This is a genomic window from Streptomyces formicae, assembly GCF_002556545.1.
Taxonomy (GTDB): domain Bacteria; phylum Actinomycetota; class Actinomycetes; order Streptomycetales; family Streptomycetaceae; genus Streptomyces; species Streptomyces formicae_A.
This window is the reverse complement of record NZ_CP022685.1, coordinates 4,677,795-4,692,115: the sequence shown is the minus strand read 5'-3', so window position 1 is coordinate 4,692,115 and position 14,321 is coordinate 4,677,795. Positions and strand designations below refer to the sequence as shown.

At 69.5% G+C, this 14,321-nt stretch carries 14 protein-coding genes and 1 tRNA gene; 11 read left to right on the top strand and 4 right to left on the bottom strand.

Features of this window, described 5'->3' with window-relative positions:
- Positions 1-8: 8 nt before the first annotated feature.
- Positions 9-710: a hypothetical protein gene (locus tag KY5_RS20110; RefSeq protein WP_159072562.1), complete on the top strand. Its 702-nt coding sequence runs from the start codon at positions 9-11 to the stop codon at positions 708-710.
- A gap of 841 nt (positions 711-1,551) precedes the next feature.
- On the opposite strand, the gene KY5_RS20105 is transcribed toward KY5_RS20110, so the two are convergent.
- Entirely contained in the window at positions 1,552-1,926 is a 375-nt protein-coding gene (locus KY5_RS20105; protein ID WP_098243553.1) for a hypothetical protein, read from the bottom strand.
- 177 nt (positions 1,927-2,103) lie between these two features.
- On the opposite strand from KY5_RS20105, the gene KY5_RS20100 reads away from it, so the two are divergent.
- From KY5_RS20100 to KY5_RS41840, 3 genes are all read left to right on the top strand, one after another.
- Positions 2,104-2,850: a helix-turn-helix transcriptional regulator gene (locus KY5_RS20100; protein WP_098243552.1), complete on the top strand. Its 747-nt coding sequence runs from the start codon at positions 2,104-2,106 to the stop codon at positions 2,848-2,850.
- 2 nt (positions 2,851-2,852) lie between these two features.
- A complete protein-coding gene (locus KY5_RS20095; protein WP_098243551.1) occupies positions 2,853-3,323 on the top strand; it encodes an NUDIX domain-containing protein in 471 nt (156 codons plus the stop codon).
- 92 nt (positions 3,324-3,415) lie between these two features.
- Positions 3,416-3,493 (top strand) — tRNA-Ser (locus KY5_RS41840).
- A gap of 42 nt (positions 3,494-3,535) precedes the next feature.
- On the opposite strand, the gene KY5_RS20090 is transcribed toward KY5_RS41840, so the two are convergent.
- Positions 3,536-5,068 (bottom strand): MFS transporter, encoded by a 1,533-nt coding sequence (locus tag KY5_RS20090; RefSeq protein ID WP_098243550.1) that lies wholly within the window; start codon positions 5,066-5,068, stop codon positions 3,536-3,538.
- Positions 5,069-5,664: 596 nt separating this feature from the next.
- Here KY5_RS20090 and KY5_RS20085 point away from each other — a divergent pair.
- Positions 5,665-5,910, top strand: coding sequence for a hypothetical protein (locus KY5_RS20085; protein ID WP_098243549.1), 246 nt, complete (start codon positions 5,665-5,667; stop codon positions 5,908-5,910).
- Between the two features lie 23 nt (positions 5,911-5,933).
- On the opposite strand, the gene KY5_RS20080 is transcribed toward KY5_RS20085, so the two are convergent.
- Positions 5,934-7,448 (bottom strand): peptide MFS transporter, encoded by a 1,515-nt coding sequence (locus KY5_RS20080; RefSeq protein WP_098243548.1) that lies wholly within the window; start codon positions 7,446-7,448, stop codon positions 5,934-5,936.
- 232 nt (positions 7,449-7,680) lie between these two features.
- Entirely contained in the window at positions 7,681-8,577 is an 897-nt protein-coding gene (locus tag KY5_RS20075; protein ID WP_098243547.1) for a bifunctional DNA primase/polymerase, read from the bottom strand.
- Between the two features lie 391 nt (positions 8,578-8,968).
- On the opposite strand from KY5_RS20075, the gene KY5_RS20070 reads away from it, so the two are divergent.
- The 6 genes from KY5_RS20070 to KY5_RS20045 all read left to right on the top strand — a co-directional run bounded on the left by KY5_RS20070 (position 8,969) and on the right by KY5_RS20045 (position 14,270).
- A complete protein-coding gene (locus KY5_RS20070) occupies positions 8,969-9,280 on the top strand; it encodes a hypothetical protein (RefSeq protein WP_098243546.1) in 312 nt (103 codons plus the stop codon).
- A 201-nt stretch (positions 9,281-9,481) separates the two neighbouring features.
- Entirely contained in the window at positions 9,482-10,645 is a 1,164-nt protein-coding gene (locus KY5_RS20065) for an acyl-CoA dehydrogenase family protein (protein ID WP_098243545.1), read from the top strand.
- Positions 10,642-11,574, top strand: coding sequence for a bifunctional MaoC family dehydratase N-terminal/OB-fold nucleic acid binding domain-containing protein (locus tag KY5_RS20060; RefSeq protein WP_098243544.1), 933 nt, complete (start codon positions 10,642-10,644; stop codon positions 11,572-11,574). The genes KY5_RS20065 and KY5_RS20060 overlap by 4 nt, the downstream gene beginning before the upstream one ends.
- A gap of 1 nt (position 11,575) precedes the next feature.
- Positions 11,576-12,664: an acyl-CoA dehydrogenase family protein gene (locus KY5_RS20055; protein WP_098243543.1), complete on the top strand. Its 1,089-nt coding sequence runs from the start codon at positions 11,576-11,578 to the stop codon at positions 12,662-12,664.
- Positions 12,661-13,107: a MaoC/PaaZ C-terminal domain-containing protein gene (locus KY5_RS20050; RefSeq protein ID WP_098243542.1), complete on the top strand. Its 447-nt coding sequence runs from the start codon at positions 12,661-12,663 to the stop codon at positions 13,105-13,107. The genes KY5_RS20055 and KY5_RS20050 overlap by 4 nt, the downstream gene beginning before the upstream one ends.
- Positions 13,104-14,270 (top strand): lipid-transfer protein, encoded by a 1,167-nt coding sequence (locus KY5_RS20045; RefSeq protein ID WP_098243541.1) that lies wholly within the window; start codon positions 13,104-13,106, stop codon positions 14,268-14,270. The genes KY5_RS20050 and KY5_RS20045 overlap by 4 nt, the downstream gene beginning before the upstream one ends.
- Positions 14,271-14,321: the final 51 nt, after the last annotated feature.

Genomic DNA, 14,321 nt, shown 5'->3' with positions numbered 1-14,321 from the left:
TTGGATGAGTGGTGGACGGAACGGCGCTCTTCAGTCTCATCAGTGGAATCGGCGGGGGGCTCGTCGGCGGCGTGGCTGGGGTATATGGCCCTGGGCGCATCGACAGCCGACGCCGTCGGCACGAGGTTCGACTCGATGCTGAGCGAAGGCGTCGCGAGGACGGCCTCCGGCGGGGCGACGTCGCCGTCGAGTCCCTTGCGGCGCAGGCGGCGGCGTCAGTGTGCGTCCAGGACTGGTGCCGCCTCATAACATGGACGGTCCAGGACCTTGAGGCGGGCGCCGCTGTGGATGTGGCCACGTTCGACGAGAGGGCTGACGAGGCGCTCAAGGCCGTCGTCAAGGCTGTCTCGTTGGTGAACCGTGACCCGCGGCTCACCTCCTCGGGCGCCTACGCCGCCCGACGACAGATGCGCTGCGGCGCTGGCGCGTCATCCGCCTCCGTGAGGATGCACGATGTTACTCAAGAACTACGGGGGCACGTCCTTGCCTCAAGCTCCGCCTTCGACATGGCACGGATCACCGCCCGGGCGAAGGACATCCGCGACTCGCTTCTTGACTTCCTACTCGTCGAACGTGGGTTGCTCGTCGACATGCGTGGCTTTATGAACGTCGGTGGCTTCGAGGCCACGTTGCGCGTGGACGGCAGCCCGTCACGTGAACTGGGGGCCGCAGGAGATGGAGACGGCGGGGGACCGGAACCTAGCGGTTAGAGAGTGAGGCCATCATGGATGGAGCTAGGTGCTGGAGTTGGCTTACGCTCCTTGCTGAACATAGCGCTCAAGCTGCGGACCAGGCCCAGTGCCTAGCGGATCTGAAGGTGATAAACGCTGCTGCTGGCCTGGCTGTGGGTTCCGCCTTGCGGGCAGGTGGATTGATCGAGATAGGGGCCGAACCACAACCCCTGACACCTTTTGCACCAACGCCAGCCAGCTTGGTGACTCTCTGGTGTGGGTGAGGCGTCGAGAGCCAGCGCGTAGTTGCTGCTATCGGACTTTGAGTGCTTGCCGCCTTGCGGGCAGGTGGATTGGTCAAGGTAGGGGCCGAACCACAACCCCTGACACCTTTTGCACCAACGCCAGCCAGCTTGGTGACCCTCTGGTGTGGGTGAGGCGTCGAGAGCCAGCGCGTAGTTGCTGCTACCGGACTTTGAGTGCTTGCCGCCTTGCGGGCAGGTGGATTGGTCAAGGTAGGGGCCGAACCACAACCCCTGACACCTCTTGCACCATGCCCAGTTCGCTTGGGCCGGCCACGGTAGAGCGTCCTCGGCGTGAGCGTCGCCTTGCTGAGCGTGGGAGATGAAGGATCGGCAGCGTCGCTGCGGAGGCAGGGCAAGCCATGCGACGTAGACTCCTGCGACCGTCGCCATCGTGGCGACGGCCGTGACCAATAAGTTCACCCATTCCACAGTGTCAGGCTAGAGCCACTCTTCCGATCACATGCCTGATCGGGGAGAGCTGCGTCTATGGCGCCCACCAGGAGGCGGCAGCCGAGCACAGAGGGGTGATCACTGTGACCGCGCACAGGGCCGTCATGACGATGACGCGGGTGCGCTCACTCACCTCGCCGGATCCGGGCAATGTGCATCGCACGGAACAACGCCGTGACCTCGGCCACGTGCCTGCACTGCGTCCAAGCCTTCACTCTGTTCGGGCCGCCTCGACTCTCCGGCAGAACCTGCGTCAGGCCGTCAGCCAAGGTGCGCTCGGCGATGAGGTAGTCCCGTACCCGGCGGGCATCAAAGGCGGAGTGCGGGCGCTCCACCTCCACGAGGACCTTGAGGGCGCCGAGCATGCGCCGCATGTGCGCGAGGCTGTGATCCCGGGGAGGGACCTCGAACACGACGCGGCGCGCCCACGCGATGTCGTTGGCGGTCAAGCTCAGGTCCAGCTCGTAGCCCGCATCTGCCGCACTCGCTCTCTTCGTCATGTCCCCTCCGGGCCAAGGGGGTTGCCCCTCGGCAGGCAGTCGGCGCCGGTCCGTGCTCATGCGGAGAAGCATCGGACCGACCGATAGGACGTAGGAACCACCACGGATTCCCACTTTGGGACGTCCCGCGTCGGGTAAAACGTCCCTAGTGCCGTCCCGAGAGTCAGAGGGAAACTCATGCGGAACGAGAGACTACGTGCCGTCATGGCGGCCGGAGGCTGGACGTACGCCACCCTCGCGAAGGAAGTCGAGGTCGACCCCAAGTCCGTTGAGCGATGGGCGAATCTGGGCCGTACTCCGCGCCGTGCCACAGCCTTGCAGGCGGCTGAAGCACTAGGAGAAGACGTGCACGCACTCTGGCCAGCACTTCGGCAGGCCCGCCCCGCTCGAGCGATCAGTCCGGAACTCGTTGCCCTCCACGAGCAGCGCGCAGACATCCCCGTGTCCACGTTCGTGGAGATGATGACGCAGGCCAGCAAGCAGATCGACGTGTTGGTCTACGCGGCCGTCTTCCTGCACGAGGCGTACCCCCGACTCAACGATCTACTGCGCGAGCGAGCTGCCGAAGGCTGCGCCGTTCGTATCGCGGTAGGTGACGCCGACAGCTCGAACGTCCAGGCGCGCGGCCAGGAGGAGCAGTTCGGCCACGGCATCGAATCCCGGTGCCGACTGGCCCTGATGCACTACCGCCCTTTGATCGGCGTCCCGGGCATCGAGATAAGGACGCACCAAACGACGCTCTACAACTCCTTGTACCGCGCCGACGACCAGCTGTTGGTCAACGCTCATGTCTGGGGAGTCAACGCGTACGGTGCCCCCGTGTGGCATCTCCGCCGCAACGGGGAAGGCGGCATGTTCGACACCTACGCCGCGAGCTTCGACGCGGTATGGGAGACAGCAGAGCCAGTACAGCAGGAAGGGTGACCATGGCACGGACCGAGTACTACGACGATCCGAACGCACCCAAGCCGAACAGCATGGTCGTCGCGGCCTCAGCGGTCGTCACCGACGATCAGGGGCGCATCCTGCTCCAGCGCCGCCGGGACAACGATCTGTGGGCGCTGCCAGGAGGCGGGATGGATCTCACCGATTCCTTGCCCGGCACGGCGGTCCGCGAGGTCAAGGAAGAGACCGGCCTGGACGTGGAGATCACGGGGTTGGTCGGCACGTACACCGACCCGAAGCACATCATCGCGTACACGGACGGCGAAGTCCGGCGACAGTTCAACGCCTGCTTCACCGCCCGGATCGTCGGTGGTCGGCTCGCGATCTCCGACGAGTCGACCGAACTCCGGTTCGTCCGTGCGGACGAGCTTGAGGAGCTGCCGATGCACCACACCCAACGGCTCAGGATCGGGCACTTCCTGGAGCATCGCGAGCGGCCGTATCTCGGCTGATGAGGGCGGGGTGCGAACCGGAGCCAGTGGACCAGGTGTGGACCACCGAGGCTCCTGGCCCCAGCCGCAGGCAGCGTTTCGGCAGGTCAGAGTGCCTACCCGGCCGAAGAGGCGCACGGTCTTGAAAACCGTCGTGGCGCGAGTCACCGTGGGTTCAAATCCCACACCCACCGCTGGTAGTTCGGCTTATTGGCTGGTCAGAAGGGTGTCTCTCAGTGAGAGGCACCCTTTTTCGTGGGGGCGTGGGGGCGGGGTGGATCAGTCACCGGGCGCGCTGTTCGCCCGCTCGGGCAGGCGAACATCAGGGCCCACAGCAGGGCGAGAAGGCCGCCGACCCACCACAGCACGTCGATGAACGCGTCGCGGTTGAGTCCGGCGTCGGGCGAGCCGTCGGTGGTGGCGAAGAAGACCAGGGCGGTCAGCGCGGTCCCGAGGGCGATGCCCAGGTGCATGGCGGTGTTGAACAGGCCCGAGGCGGAACCGGCGTCCTGGTGCGGGACGCGGGCGAGCGACATGTCGGCGAGCGGGCCGCTGACCATGCCGAGGCCGAACCCGATCAGTACCACCGGGGCGGTCATCGCCAGCAGGGTCAGGTCCGCCCGCCCCGCGTCGGCCTGGAGCCCGTAGGCGGCCATCGCGGCGAGCGCGATGAGGGACCCGGCCTGGGGGAGGCGGCGGGCGAAGCGTCCGGCGCTCTTCGCGGCGAGCGTCGCTCCTGCCAGCTCTCCGAAGGAGAGCAGCACGAAGGCCAGGGCCGCGTGGAAGGGGCTCATGCCCAGTCCGCGCTGGAGGTAGAGGGTCCAGGTCATGAAGAACAGCCCGCAGAGCAGGCCGTGCATCAGCTGCGCGGCCACGCCGCCGGAGAACTGCCTGCTCCGGAACAGGGGCAGGGGTACGAGGGGTGACCTGCCCTGCTTGAGGTGCTGGTGTCGCAGGAGGACGCCCAGCGCGACGAGACCGGCGGCGAGCATGGCGAAGCACCACAGCGGCCAGTGGTGGAGATGTCCCTCGGTGAGCGGGAAGAGGATCAGGACGACGGCCAGCGCGGACAGCAGTACGCCGGTCAGGTCGAGCCGGTCGGCCTTCCGGACGGTCGATTCGGGGACGAACCTGCGTCCCAGGAGGAGCACGGCGAGGCCGACCGGCACGTTCACCAGGAAGATCGGCCGCCAGGACAGCCCGAACAGATCTGCCTCGGTGAGCAGACCGCCCATCACCGGGCCCAGCACGTTGGCGAGCGAAAGGACCGCTCCGTAGAGCCCGAACGCCTTGCTGCGGTTCTGCCCCGCGAAGGTGACGTGGAGGGTGGCCAGGACCTGCGGGATCATCAGGGCCACTCCCACGCCCTGGAGCACGCGGGCGCCGATCAGTACGCCGGGTCCGGTGGCGAGGCCGCACAGCAGCGAGGCCGCGGTGAACACGACGGTGCCGACGAGGAGGATCCTGCGGCGGCCGTGGAGGTCGCCGAGGCGCCCGCCGGTGATCAGGCCGACGGCGACGGGCAGTGTGTAGCCGGTGGTCAGCCACTGCACCGCGGCCGGTCCCGCGCCGGTCGACTCCTGGATCGCGGGCAGGGCGGTCAGGACGACCGACTGGTCGAGGATGTCCATCAGCTCGGCGACCAGCAGCACCAAGAGGGCGATCCGGGCCGCCAAGGCCGTTCTCGGGGACGGGTGGTGGGGTGCGGGGCGGTCCGGACGCTGGTCGGTGTGCTGCGACTCGTTGCCGAGCGCGGAGGAAGACACGACGGGAACTCCTGATCCAAGGGAATCGGGGAACCCTGCCGACAGCCGCACCGGTGCCGGAAAACACGGAGCCCGGGGCAGACGGCAGAGCTGCACCCGGGAGAAGACAGAGAAAAACGGGGGTGACGCAACTCAGGCCAGCGCGACGTCCGCCCCCGGAAACGTGCGACACGACAGCACGCGGGGAACGCGGACGACTACATGGCCTGGTTGATAGGACGTCACCTCAAGATCGACAGCGCAGGAACGGGAACGCGGGCCGCCACCGAGACCTCCGGCGCGGAAGCCTGACCACGGTATGACATCTCGTGGCTCTTCGTACATCGGATAACGAGGGCCGGGGACGGCGGAGCCCGTGCGGCAGGAAGGGTGACCGTGGCGCGGACCGACGATCAGGGGAACATGCGGCTCCAGCGCCGCAGGGGCGGTCGTGAAGCCAGCTCGATCAGATGGCCGGTTCCCGATCTCGACCATGATCGAGTCGTGTGATGGGGTCGGTTGAACGGTGGCCCTCCTGGTCCACGCCGCGGTGCCACCGCGACCCCGCACACCGCTGCCCGGTCGTTCCGCGACCGGCACCTGCCCAAGGAGCGTCCGTGTCCCTCAACCCTCTTTCCGAAGCCACGAACAAGGCGCTGGTCACGGCCCTCGACAACCTCAACGTCGTGGGGGCGGGCCAAGGGGCCGTCCCGAGCGCCGTGTCGGCCCTCGGGCACGCCGAGCGGGTCGCTTCCGCTCCGATCCGTCTCAGTGAGGCGCAGCTCGACAAGGTCGTCCACCTCGTCCGCAGCCATGGCTACGGCGTCACCGGGCCCCAGGGCACTCTGCCGCCGCTCGATTAGGGTCCGGCGGCGGCCCCGCGGCGCTACTTCACATCGCCCATCAGCGCCACGATCGGCTTCCGGAAGGCGAAGATGCCGACGCCCGCGAGCACCGCGAGTGTGGCCTGGAGGGCGAAGTACGTGCCGCCGCCCGTCGCGTCGCCCATCAGCTGCTGGATGATCGCGGCCACGCAGTCGCCCGCGGTCACCGCCAGGCACCACACGCCCATCATCTGGCTCGCGTACTTGCGCGGTGCCAGTTTCGTCGTCGCCGAGAGCCCGACGGGAGACAGGCACAGTTCGGCGACCGCGTGGATCAGGTAGACCGTGGCCAGCCACATCGGGGTGACCCGCTCGCCACCGGCCGCGGCCGCCTGCGCCGCCACCATGACGAAGAACGAGGCGCCGACCGCGACCAGCGCCATCGCGAACTTCACCGGCACGCTCGGGTTGCGGCTGCCGAGCCACTGCCAGAGCATCGCGGCCACCGGCGCCAGAGCCATCACGAACACCGGGTTCATGGACTGGAACCAGCTCGTCGGGAAGGTCCAGCCGAGGACGGCGTTCTCGGTGTTGTCGTGGGCGAACAGGTTGAGGACCGAGCCCGCCTGGTCGTAGATCATGAAGAAGGCGGCGGCCGCGACGAAGATCCAGATGAAGCCCGTCATCTTGGACTGCTCGTCTGCGGTGAGGTCCTTGTCGCGCTTGATCCGCGCGAAGCAGGCGACCGGCAGCGCGAGCCCCGCGAGGGTCAGCGGCCACAGCACCCAGCCCACGCTCAGCGAGCCGGTCAGGCCGACGACGGCGTAGAAGGCGGCCGCGAGTACGAGCCACAGCAGGCCGTGCTTGACGAGGCGCGAGCGCTCGTCCGCCGTCAGCGGGGCGTTGACGACCGAGCTGGCCGCCGCCAGGTGGCGGCTGCCGAGCAGGTACTGCGCCAGACCGAGGCTCATGCCCACGCCCGCGAGCGCGAAGCCCAGGTGCCAGTCGACGGACTGGCCGACCGTTCCGATGATCAGCGGGGCGATGAAACCGCCCAGGTTGATCCCCATGTAGAAGATCGTGAAGCCGCTGTCCCTGCGCGGATCGGCGCGGTCCGGGTAGAGCTGGCCGACCATCGTGGAGATGTTGGACTTCATGATTCCGGCGCCGAGGGCGATGAGGACGAGGCCGCCGAAGAACGTCGCCTTGTCGGGAAGCGCCAGCAGGAAGTGCCCGACCACCATCGAGCAGCCGCCGAACGCCACGGCCTTGCGAGCGCCCCAGACACGGTCGGCGACCCAGCCGCCGGGCAGCGCGAGGAGATAGACCATGGCGTTGTAGACGGAGAAGATCGCGGCACCGGTGGCGGCGTCGAAGCCGAGCCCGCCCTTGGACTCGGGGGCCACCAGGTAGAGCACCAGCAGGGCCCGCATCCCGACGAAGCTGAACCGCTCCCACATCTCCGTCATGAAGAGCGTGGCCAGGCCGCGAGGGTGTCCGAAGAACGTGGCGCCGCCGGGGGCCGGGGCGTTCGGTGACGGGGGTGCCCCGTCGTTCTTCGTCAGGGATGCGGTCATGATCAGGTCCTTTGGTGCCGGGCAGTCCAAGCAATTGGAACGGCGTAAAGTCGCCCACTTGCGCGGCAAAGGTCCTGAAACGGACATCCAAAAGTCCTGAACCGGACGGACGTTCCGCATGTCCGGACTTACTTCAGGGGCTCGCTCCGGAGGCTCACCCCAGGGGCTTGCCCCACAGGCTCGCTCCGGAGGCTCACTCCAAGGGCTTGCCCCACAGACTCGCTCCGGAGGCTCACGCCAGGTCGTGGCCGCCCCTCGCGTGCCCGGTGAGCCGCGCCGCGGAGGCGATCGTCGAGTGGGCCTCGCGGTCGGTGAGACCGACGTGGAGCGCGGCGTCGACGAGCTGGGGGGCCAGCGTCTCGCCGATGCCGTTCTCGTAGGCGCGGCAGGCGGCCCAGAACAGGCGGGTGTTGCGCTGGCCCTCGTGCGCCGCGAGGACGAACTGGACCAGGCCCTGGCCCTGGGGAGCGGGCGGCCTGTCGGTCGGGGCGGGCGCGGCGTGTCGGGCGCGTGGCGGGGGCGTGAGCAGGCGCAGCAGGGCGGGTGGGCAGGGGGCGGGCGGGAGGTGGGCCGTGCCGGGCACGGTGCCGTAGACGCCGTGCTCGGTGCGTGAGCCGGGGCCGACGAGATAGCCGCCCGCGCCACGGATGTCGATGCCGGGGGCGAGGCGGCCAGCCGAGTTGGGGATCACGGCGTCGGGCGGGCCCGCCAGCCAGATGTGGCGGCCGCCGCTCGGCGTGGTCACGACGACGGTCTCGGGGATCGTGAAGAGGTGGCGCAGCGCCAGTTCGCGCAGGGCGGCCGAGGCGTCGGCGCCCGACTTGGTGTCCAGGTCGATGCCGATCAGATGGTGCGGGGGCAGCCCGCAGGCGATGCCGTACCCGGTGGCCCAGGGAGCCGCTCCGAAGAGTTCGCGGATGCGCAGCGGGTCGGTCGACGCGTCGTACACGCCGTGGCCGGGTCGGCCGCATGCGCCGTGGCAGGGGGCGGGCGGCGGATCTTCGTGGTGGGGGGAGCGCAGGGCGGGGAGCTTGGCGCGGGACAGCGGGATCACCGCGAGACCGCGCTCGGCGGCGGACAGAGCGTGGGCGAGCGCCAGGGCCGTGGCATGGCGGTCGATGGTGGCCATGACTTCAGTTTCGTACAGGTGTTCGAAGAAGGGAAGGGGGCGTGCCGGGGGCGGCTTCCGTGGGCCCGGTCCTGCGGGGTGTCGACGGGGGCGTCGCGAAGTTCTGCCGGAACGCTTCACCTCTTGCGGCGCAAGGGTTCTTTCGGGTTCGACCGGGCAGAAAGGGGCTGAGCTGGTCTTTTGGGGGCGTGAAGATTGTTTATCGACATGTCATCACACTTGAGGGGGAATTGGGCCTTCCGGGCTGGTTCGCCGGGGATTCGGTGGGCAACTCTGGAGTCGCGACGTCGAGCAGAACTCCAAGGCGGTCGGCCAACTGCCTTGGGAAAAGCCGTACTTCCGGGTACTTCCGGCTCAGCCGGTGCGTACCACCTGTTCTGGAGGAATTGACATGGCAAGCATCCGTACCGCCCGCGTCATCGCCGCCGCCGCGGCCCTGCCCCTGGCCGCCGCGCTCTTCTCGGGTGTCGCGATGGCCGACAACGGCTCTTTCGCGGACAACGGATCGAACGCGGGTGTGGCGACGGTCAACGGCAGCGGTGTCGGTGGCAACAACCACGGCAACTCGAACACCACGCAGCAGCAGGCCGTCGGCAACGGCGCCTCGAACCAGAACAACAACGCTCAGGTGAACGGCTCCGGCTTCACCGCGATCGACCAGTCGAACGAGAACATCGCGGTGAACTTCACCGAGCTCTGGTGAGCCGACGGGGCCTCCGGGAGCTTGGGACGGCTCCCCGGGGCTGACTCTGTGGGGTGTGACGGCCTGCGCGGCGGTACTTCGGTGCCGCCGCGCAGGCCTTTGCGCGTGCGAGCCTCGGGCATGGGGTGATCTCTTGACACCGGTACGGTTTCTGACGGACAGTCAGAAAAACTTGTCGGTACGAGACGGAGAGGCCGCCCCGTGCACCTCGCCCCCACCGAAAGCCAACAGCGCCTGCGCGCCGAACTGCGCGCCTACTTCCGGGACGTGATGCCCGCGGGCCCGCCCGACAGCGCCGACGTGACGGGACAGCGCAGGCTGCTGCGCAGGATCGGCGCCGACGGCATGCTCGGGATCGGCTGGCCCGTCGAGTACGGCGGCCAAGGGCGCGGCGCGGACGAGCAGTTCGTCTTCTTCGACGAGGCGTATCGCGCGGGCGCGCCCGTGTCGATGGTCACCCTGAACACCGTCGGGCCCACCCTCATGAAGTACGGCACCGAGGAGCAGAAGGCCGCCTTCCTGCCGAGCATCCTCAGCGGTGACACCGTCTTCGCGATCGGCTACAGCGAGCCGTCGGCGGGCACGGACCTGGCCTCGCTGCGGACCCGGGCGGTCCGCGACGGCGACGACTGGCTGATCGACGGCCAGAAGATCTTCACCTCCAACGCGCAGAACGCCGACTGGATCTGGCTGGCCTGCCGCACCGACCCCGAGGCCCCCAAGCACCGGGGCATCTCGATCATCCTCGTCCCCACCGGCGCCCCCGGCTTCTCCTGGACGCCGATCGAGACCGTCGGCGGGCTGACCACGACGGCGACGTACTACGACGGGATCCGGGTCCCCGCGGGAAACCTCGTCGGCGAGGAGAACGGCGGCTGGGGCCTCATCACCAACCAGCTCAACCACGAGCGGGTCGCGCTCGCCGCGATCGGCATGCAGGCCGAGGACTTCTACGCGGCCGCGCTGGCCTCGGCCCGTACACCCGATCCGGTGACGGGCGAGCGTCGGATTGACGCCCCGTGGGTCCGCTCGAGGCTGGCGGAGGCACATGCCCTGCTCGCGGCAACGCGCCTGCTCAACTGGCGTTTGGTGGGCGATGTGGGGGCCGGGCGGCTGGCGCCGGGCGATGCGAGCGGCGTGAAGTTCGTGGGAACCGAATCGGCGGTCGAGGTGTATCGAATATGTCAGGAGATCGCGGGTGAGCCGGGGCTGGTGCGGGCCGGTTCGCCGGGTGATCTCGGGGGTGGCGATCTCGAGCGGATGAACAGGGCCGCGCAGATCAACACGTTCGGGGGCGGGGTGAGCGAGGTGCAGCGCGAGATCGTCGCGACGATGCGGCTCGGCATGCGGAGGGGGCGTCGGTGAAGGACATCGCATACGAGGAGTTGAAGGTCTTCGAGGGCAGGGCCGCGGAGGAGACGGGGCGCGGCAAGGACCCGGTCAACAGGCCGATGATCAGGCACTGGTGCGAGGCGATGGGCGACACCCACCCCGCGTACACGGGCGCCGACGCGGTGGCGCCGCCGACGATGCTCCAGGCCTGGACGATGGGCGGCCTCTCGGCCAACGGCGGGCGGTTCGTCGCCCACGACGAGCTGTTCGCGCTGCTCGACGGCGGTGGCTACACCTCGGTGGTGGCCACCGACTGCGAGCAGGAGTATCTGCTGCCGCTGCGGCCCGGCGACGAGATCACCTTCGACGCGGTGATCGAGTCGGTCTCCGAGCGCAAGACGACCAAGCTCGGCACGGGCCACTTCATCACCACGAGAATGGACGTCAGAGCGGGCGGAGAGCTCGCGGGGACCCACCGCTTCCGGATCCTGAAGTACGCGCCCGCGCAGCGGAAGCCGAAGGGCGAGCGCCCGCGCCCCGTCATCAACCGGGACAACGCGAGGTTCTGGGACGGCGTGGCCGCCCACCGCCTCCTGATCCAGCGCTGCGCAGGCTGCGACACCCTGCGCTTCCCCTGGCTCCCGGGGTGCAACGCCTGCGGCTCCGCCGAGTGGGACACGGTCGAGGCGAGCGGCGAGGGCACCGTCTACTCGTACGTCGTGATGCACCACCCGCCCTTCCCCGCCTTCGACCCGCCCTACGCCGTCGGGCTCATCGAGCTGGCGGAGGGCGTGCGGATCGTGAGCAACGTGATCGGGGTGCCGTACGACAAGGTGCGGATCGGAATGCCCGTCCAGCTCGAATTCCAGCGCGTCGACGAGGAGTTGGAGCTGCCGATGTTCCGGGCCGTGGACGTCTCCGTGGACGCCCCGGTGGACGGTTCGGCAGGGGGCGAGGGCTGACATGGACTTCACGCCCACGGAGGAGCAGGCGGCCGCGCGCGACCTCGCGGCAGAGATCTTCGGCGACCTGGCCACGCCCGAGCGGCTCGCGGCGGCGGGGACCGGGTCGGACGCGGAGCTGTGGAAGGCGCTGTGCGCGGCGGGACTGCCCGGCGCGGTGGAGGACGTCGGGCTGCTCGGGCTCGTGCTGCTCCTCGAGGAACAGGGCAGGGTGACGGCCCAGGTGCCGTTCGCGGCGAGCTGTGTCTTCGGCCTCCTCGCGGTCGCCGCGCACGGTACGGACGCGCAGCGGTCCCGGCTGCTGCCCGCGCTGCGCGACGGCACATCGGTCGCCACCGGTGCCTTCCCCGCCCGGAGCTCGGTGGTGGCGGACGAGGCGGGGGCGCTGAGCGGCACGGTGCCGTGGGTGCCCTGGCTGAGGGACGCCACGCACGTCCTGGTGGCGGCGGCCGACGCAACCCTGTGGCTGGTGCCGGTGGCAGCCGCGCGGGTGGAGCCGGTCGAGCTGACCGCGCCCTGGTCCGCCGGGCGGCTTGTCCTCGACGGGGCCGAGGGGGAGCGGATCGGCGGGCAGACGGCCTACGAAGACGTACGGGCGACCGCGCGCACGGCCTTCGCCGGGCTACAGGCCGGGGTGTGCGCGGGATCGGTGGCCCGAGCCGTGGCCCACACCAACGAACGGGAGCAGTTCGGCCGCCCGCTTGCCGCCAAGCAAGGGGTCCAACTCCGCGCCGCCGACGCGTACATGGACACCGAGGCGATCAGGGTCACGGCCTACGAGGCGGCCTGGCGCCGCGACGAGGGCCTGGCGTACGGGACGCACGCGCTGACCGCCGCCTGGTGGGCGTCGGAGGCGGGCAAGCGCGTCGTGCACGCGGGCCAGCATCTGCACGGGGGCATGGGCGCCGACCTGGACCACCCGGTGCACAGGCACTTCCTGTGGGGGCGCCAGTTGGACGCGTATCTGGGGTGCGGGAGCGAAGTCCTGGAAGAGCTCGGCCAACTGATCGCAGGTCAGGACGAGACCGCCGGGCAGCAGGGCCCGCCCGAAGATTCCGCGCACGGAGAGCTGAAGGAGGGGACGGCATGAGGGCCGGTGACGCGCTGCCGCCGCTGGAGATTCCGATCACCCGCACCCTGATCGTCGCCGGGGCCGTCGCGTCCCGCGACTACCAGGACGTGCACCACGACGTGGAGCTGGCGAAGACCAAGGGCTCCCCCGACATCTTCATGAACATCCTCACTACGAACGGCCTGGTGGGCCGGTACGTCACCGACCACTTCGGCCCCACCGCCGTCCTGCGCAAGGTGGCGATCCGGCTGGGGGCGCCCAACTACCCGGGGGACACCATGGTGTTGACGGGCTCCGTCGAGCACGTCGAGGACACCGCTCCCGGCGGACGGACGTCCACGGCCACGGTCAAGGTCGTCGGGGCCAACGGCATCGGCAAGCACGTCACCGGCACGGTGACGGTGACGGTCACCGCGCCCGTCACCGCCTCCGTCACCGCCCCCGAGGGAGGTGCCGCATGAGTGTCCGCGGGCGCGACACCCTGGGCGGGCGGGCGGCGATCGTCGGCATCGGGGCGACGGAGTTCTCCAAGGACTCGGGACGCAGTGAGCTCAAGCTCGCCGTGGAGGCCGTGCACACCGCGCTCGACGACGCCGGGCTGACCCCCGCCGACGTCGACGGCATGGTCACCTTCACCATGGACACCAACCCGGAGATCACGGTCGCGCAGGCGGCGGGCATCGGAGAGCTGTCCTTCTTCTCCCGCGTGCACTACGGCGGCGGCGCGGCCTGCGCCACCGTCCAGCAGGCGGCACTCGCCGTGGCGTCCGGAGTCGCCGAAGTCGTCGTCTGCTACCGCGCGTTCAACGAGCGTTCGGGGCGTAGGTTCGGCTCGGGGGTGCAGCGGCGCGAGCCGTCAGCGGAGGGCGCCGCGCTCGGCTGGAACCTGCCGTTCGGCCTGCTGACCCCCGCCTCCTGGGTGGCGATGGCGGCCCAGCGCTACCTCCACGCGTACGGCCTGACCCCCGACGCCTTCGGCCACGTCGCCGTCCTGGACCGGAAGTACGCGGCGACGAACCCCGCGGCCTACTTCCACGGCAAGCCGATCACGCTCGCCGACCACGAGGCCTCGCGCTGGATCGTCGAGCCGCTGCGGCTCCTGGACTGCTGTCAGGAGACGGACGGCGGCCAGGCCGTCGTCGTCACGACCCCGGAGCGGGCCCGCGACCTTCCGCACCCCCCTGCGGTGATCACGGCGGCGGCGCAGGGCGCGGGCCGGGCGCAGGAGCAGATGACCAGCTTCTACCGGGACGACCTCAGCGGACTGCCCGAAATGAGCGTGGTGGCAAGGCAGTTGTGGCGGACCTCCGGACTCGCCCCCGCGGACATCGACGTCGGCATCCTGTACGACCACTTCACACCGTTCGTGCTGATGCAGCTGGAGGAGTTCGGCTTCTGCGGTCCCGGGGAGGCGGCGGACTTCGTCGCCGAGGAGCGGTTGCCGATGAACACGCACGGCGGGCAGCTCGGGGAGGCGTATCTGCACGGGATGAACGGCATCGCCGAGGCCGTGAGACAGCTGCGCGGGACCTCCGTGAACCAGATACCCGGCGCTTCGCGGGCGCTGGTCACCGCGGGCACCGGTGTCCCCACATCGGGGCTGATTCTGGGGTCGGACGGCTGAACGCGGCGCGTCTGTCGGGCCTGTCGCGGGCGCGGGCCCGTTCACTCGCCC

Excerpts from the sequence above, each read along its gene's own strand:
- KY5_RS20105 (WP_098243553.1), bottom strand. The coding sequence starts at position 1,926 with ATGACGAAGAGAGCGAGTGCGGCAGATGCGGGCTACGAGCTGGACCTG.
- KY5_RS20100 (WP_098243552.1), top strand. The coding sequence starts at position 2,104 with ATGCGGAACGAGAGACTACGTGCCGTCATGGCGGCCGGAGGCTGGACG.
- KY5_RS20095 (WP_098243551.1), top strand. The coding sequence starts at position 2,853 with ATGGCACGGACCGAGTACTACGACGATCCGAACGCACCCAAGCCGAAC.
- KY5_RS20080 (WP_098243548.1), bottom strand. The coding sequence starts at position 7,448 with ATGACCGCATCCCTGACGAAGAACGACGGGGCACCCCCGTCACCGAAC.
- KY5_RS20075 (WP_098243547.1), bottom strand. The coding sequence starts at position 8,577 with ATGGCCACCATCGACCGCCATGCCACGGCCCTGGCGCTCGCCCACGCT.
- KY5_RS20070 (WP_098243546.1), top strand. The coding sequence starts at position 8,969 with ATGGCAAGCATCCGTACCGCCCGCGTCATCGCCGCCGCCGCGGCCCTG.
- KY5_RS20055 (WP_098243543.1), top strand. The coding sequence starts at position 11,576 with ATGGACTTCACGCCCACGGAGGAGCAGGCGGCCGCGCGCGACCTCGCG.
- KY5_RS20050 (WP_098243542.1), top strand. The coding sequence starts at position 12,661 with ATGAGGGCCGGTGACGCGCTGCCGCCGCTGGAGATTCCGATCACCCGC.
- KY5_RS20045 (WP_098243541.1), top strand. The coding sequence starts at position 13,104 with ATGAGTGTCCGCGGGCGCGACACCCTGGGCGGGCGGGCGGCGATCGTC.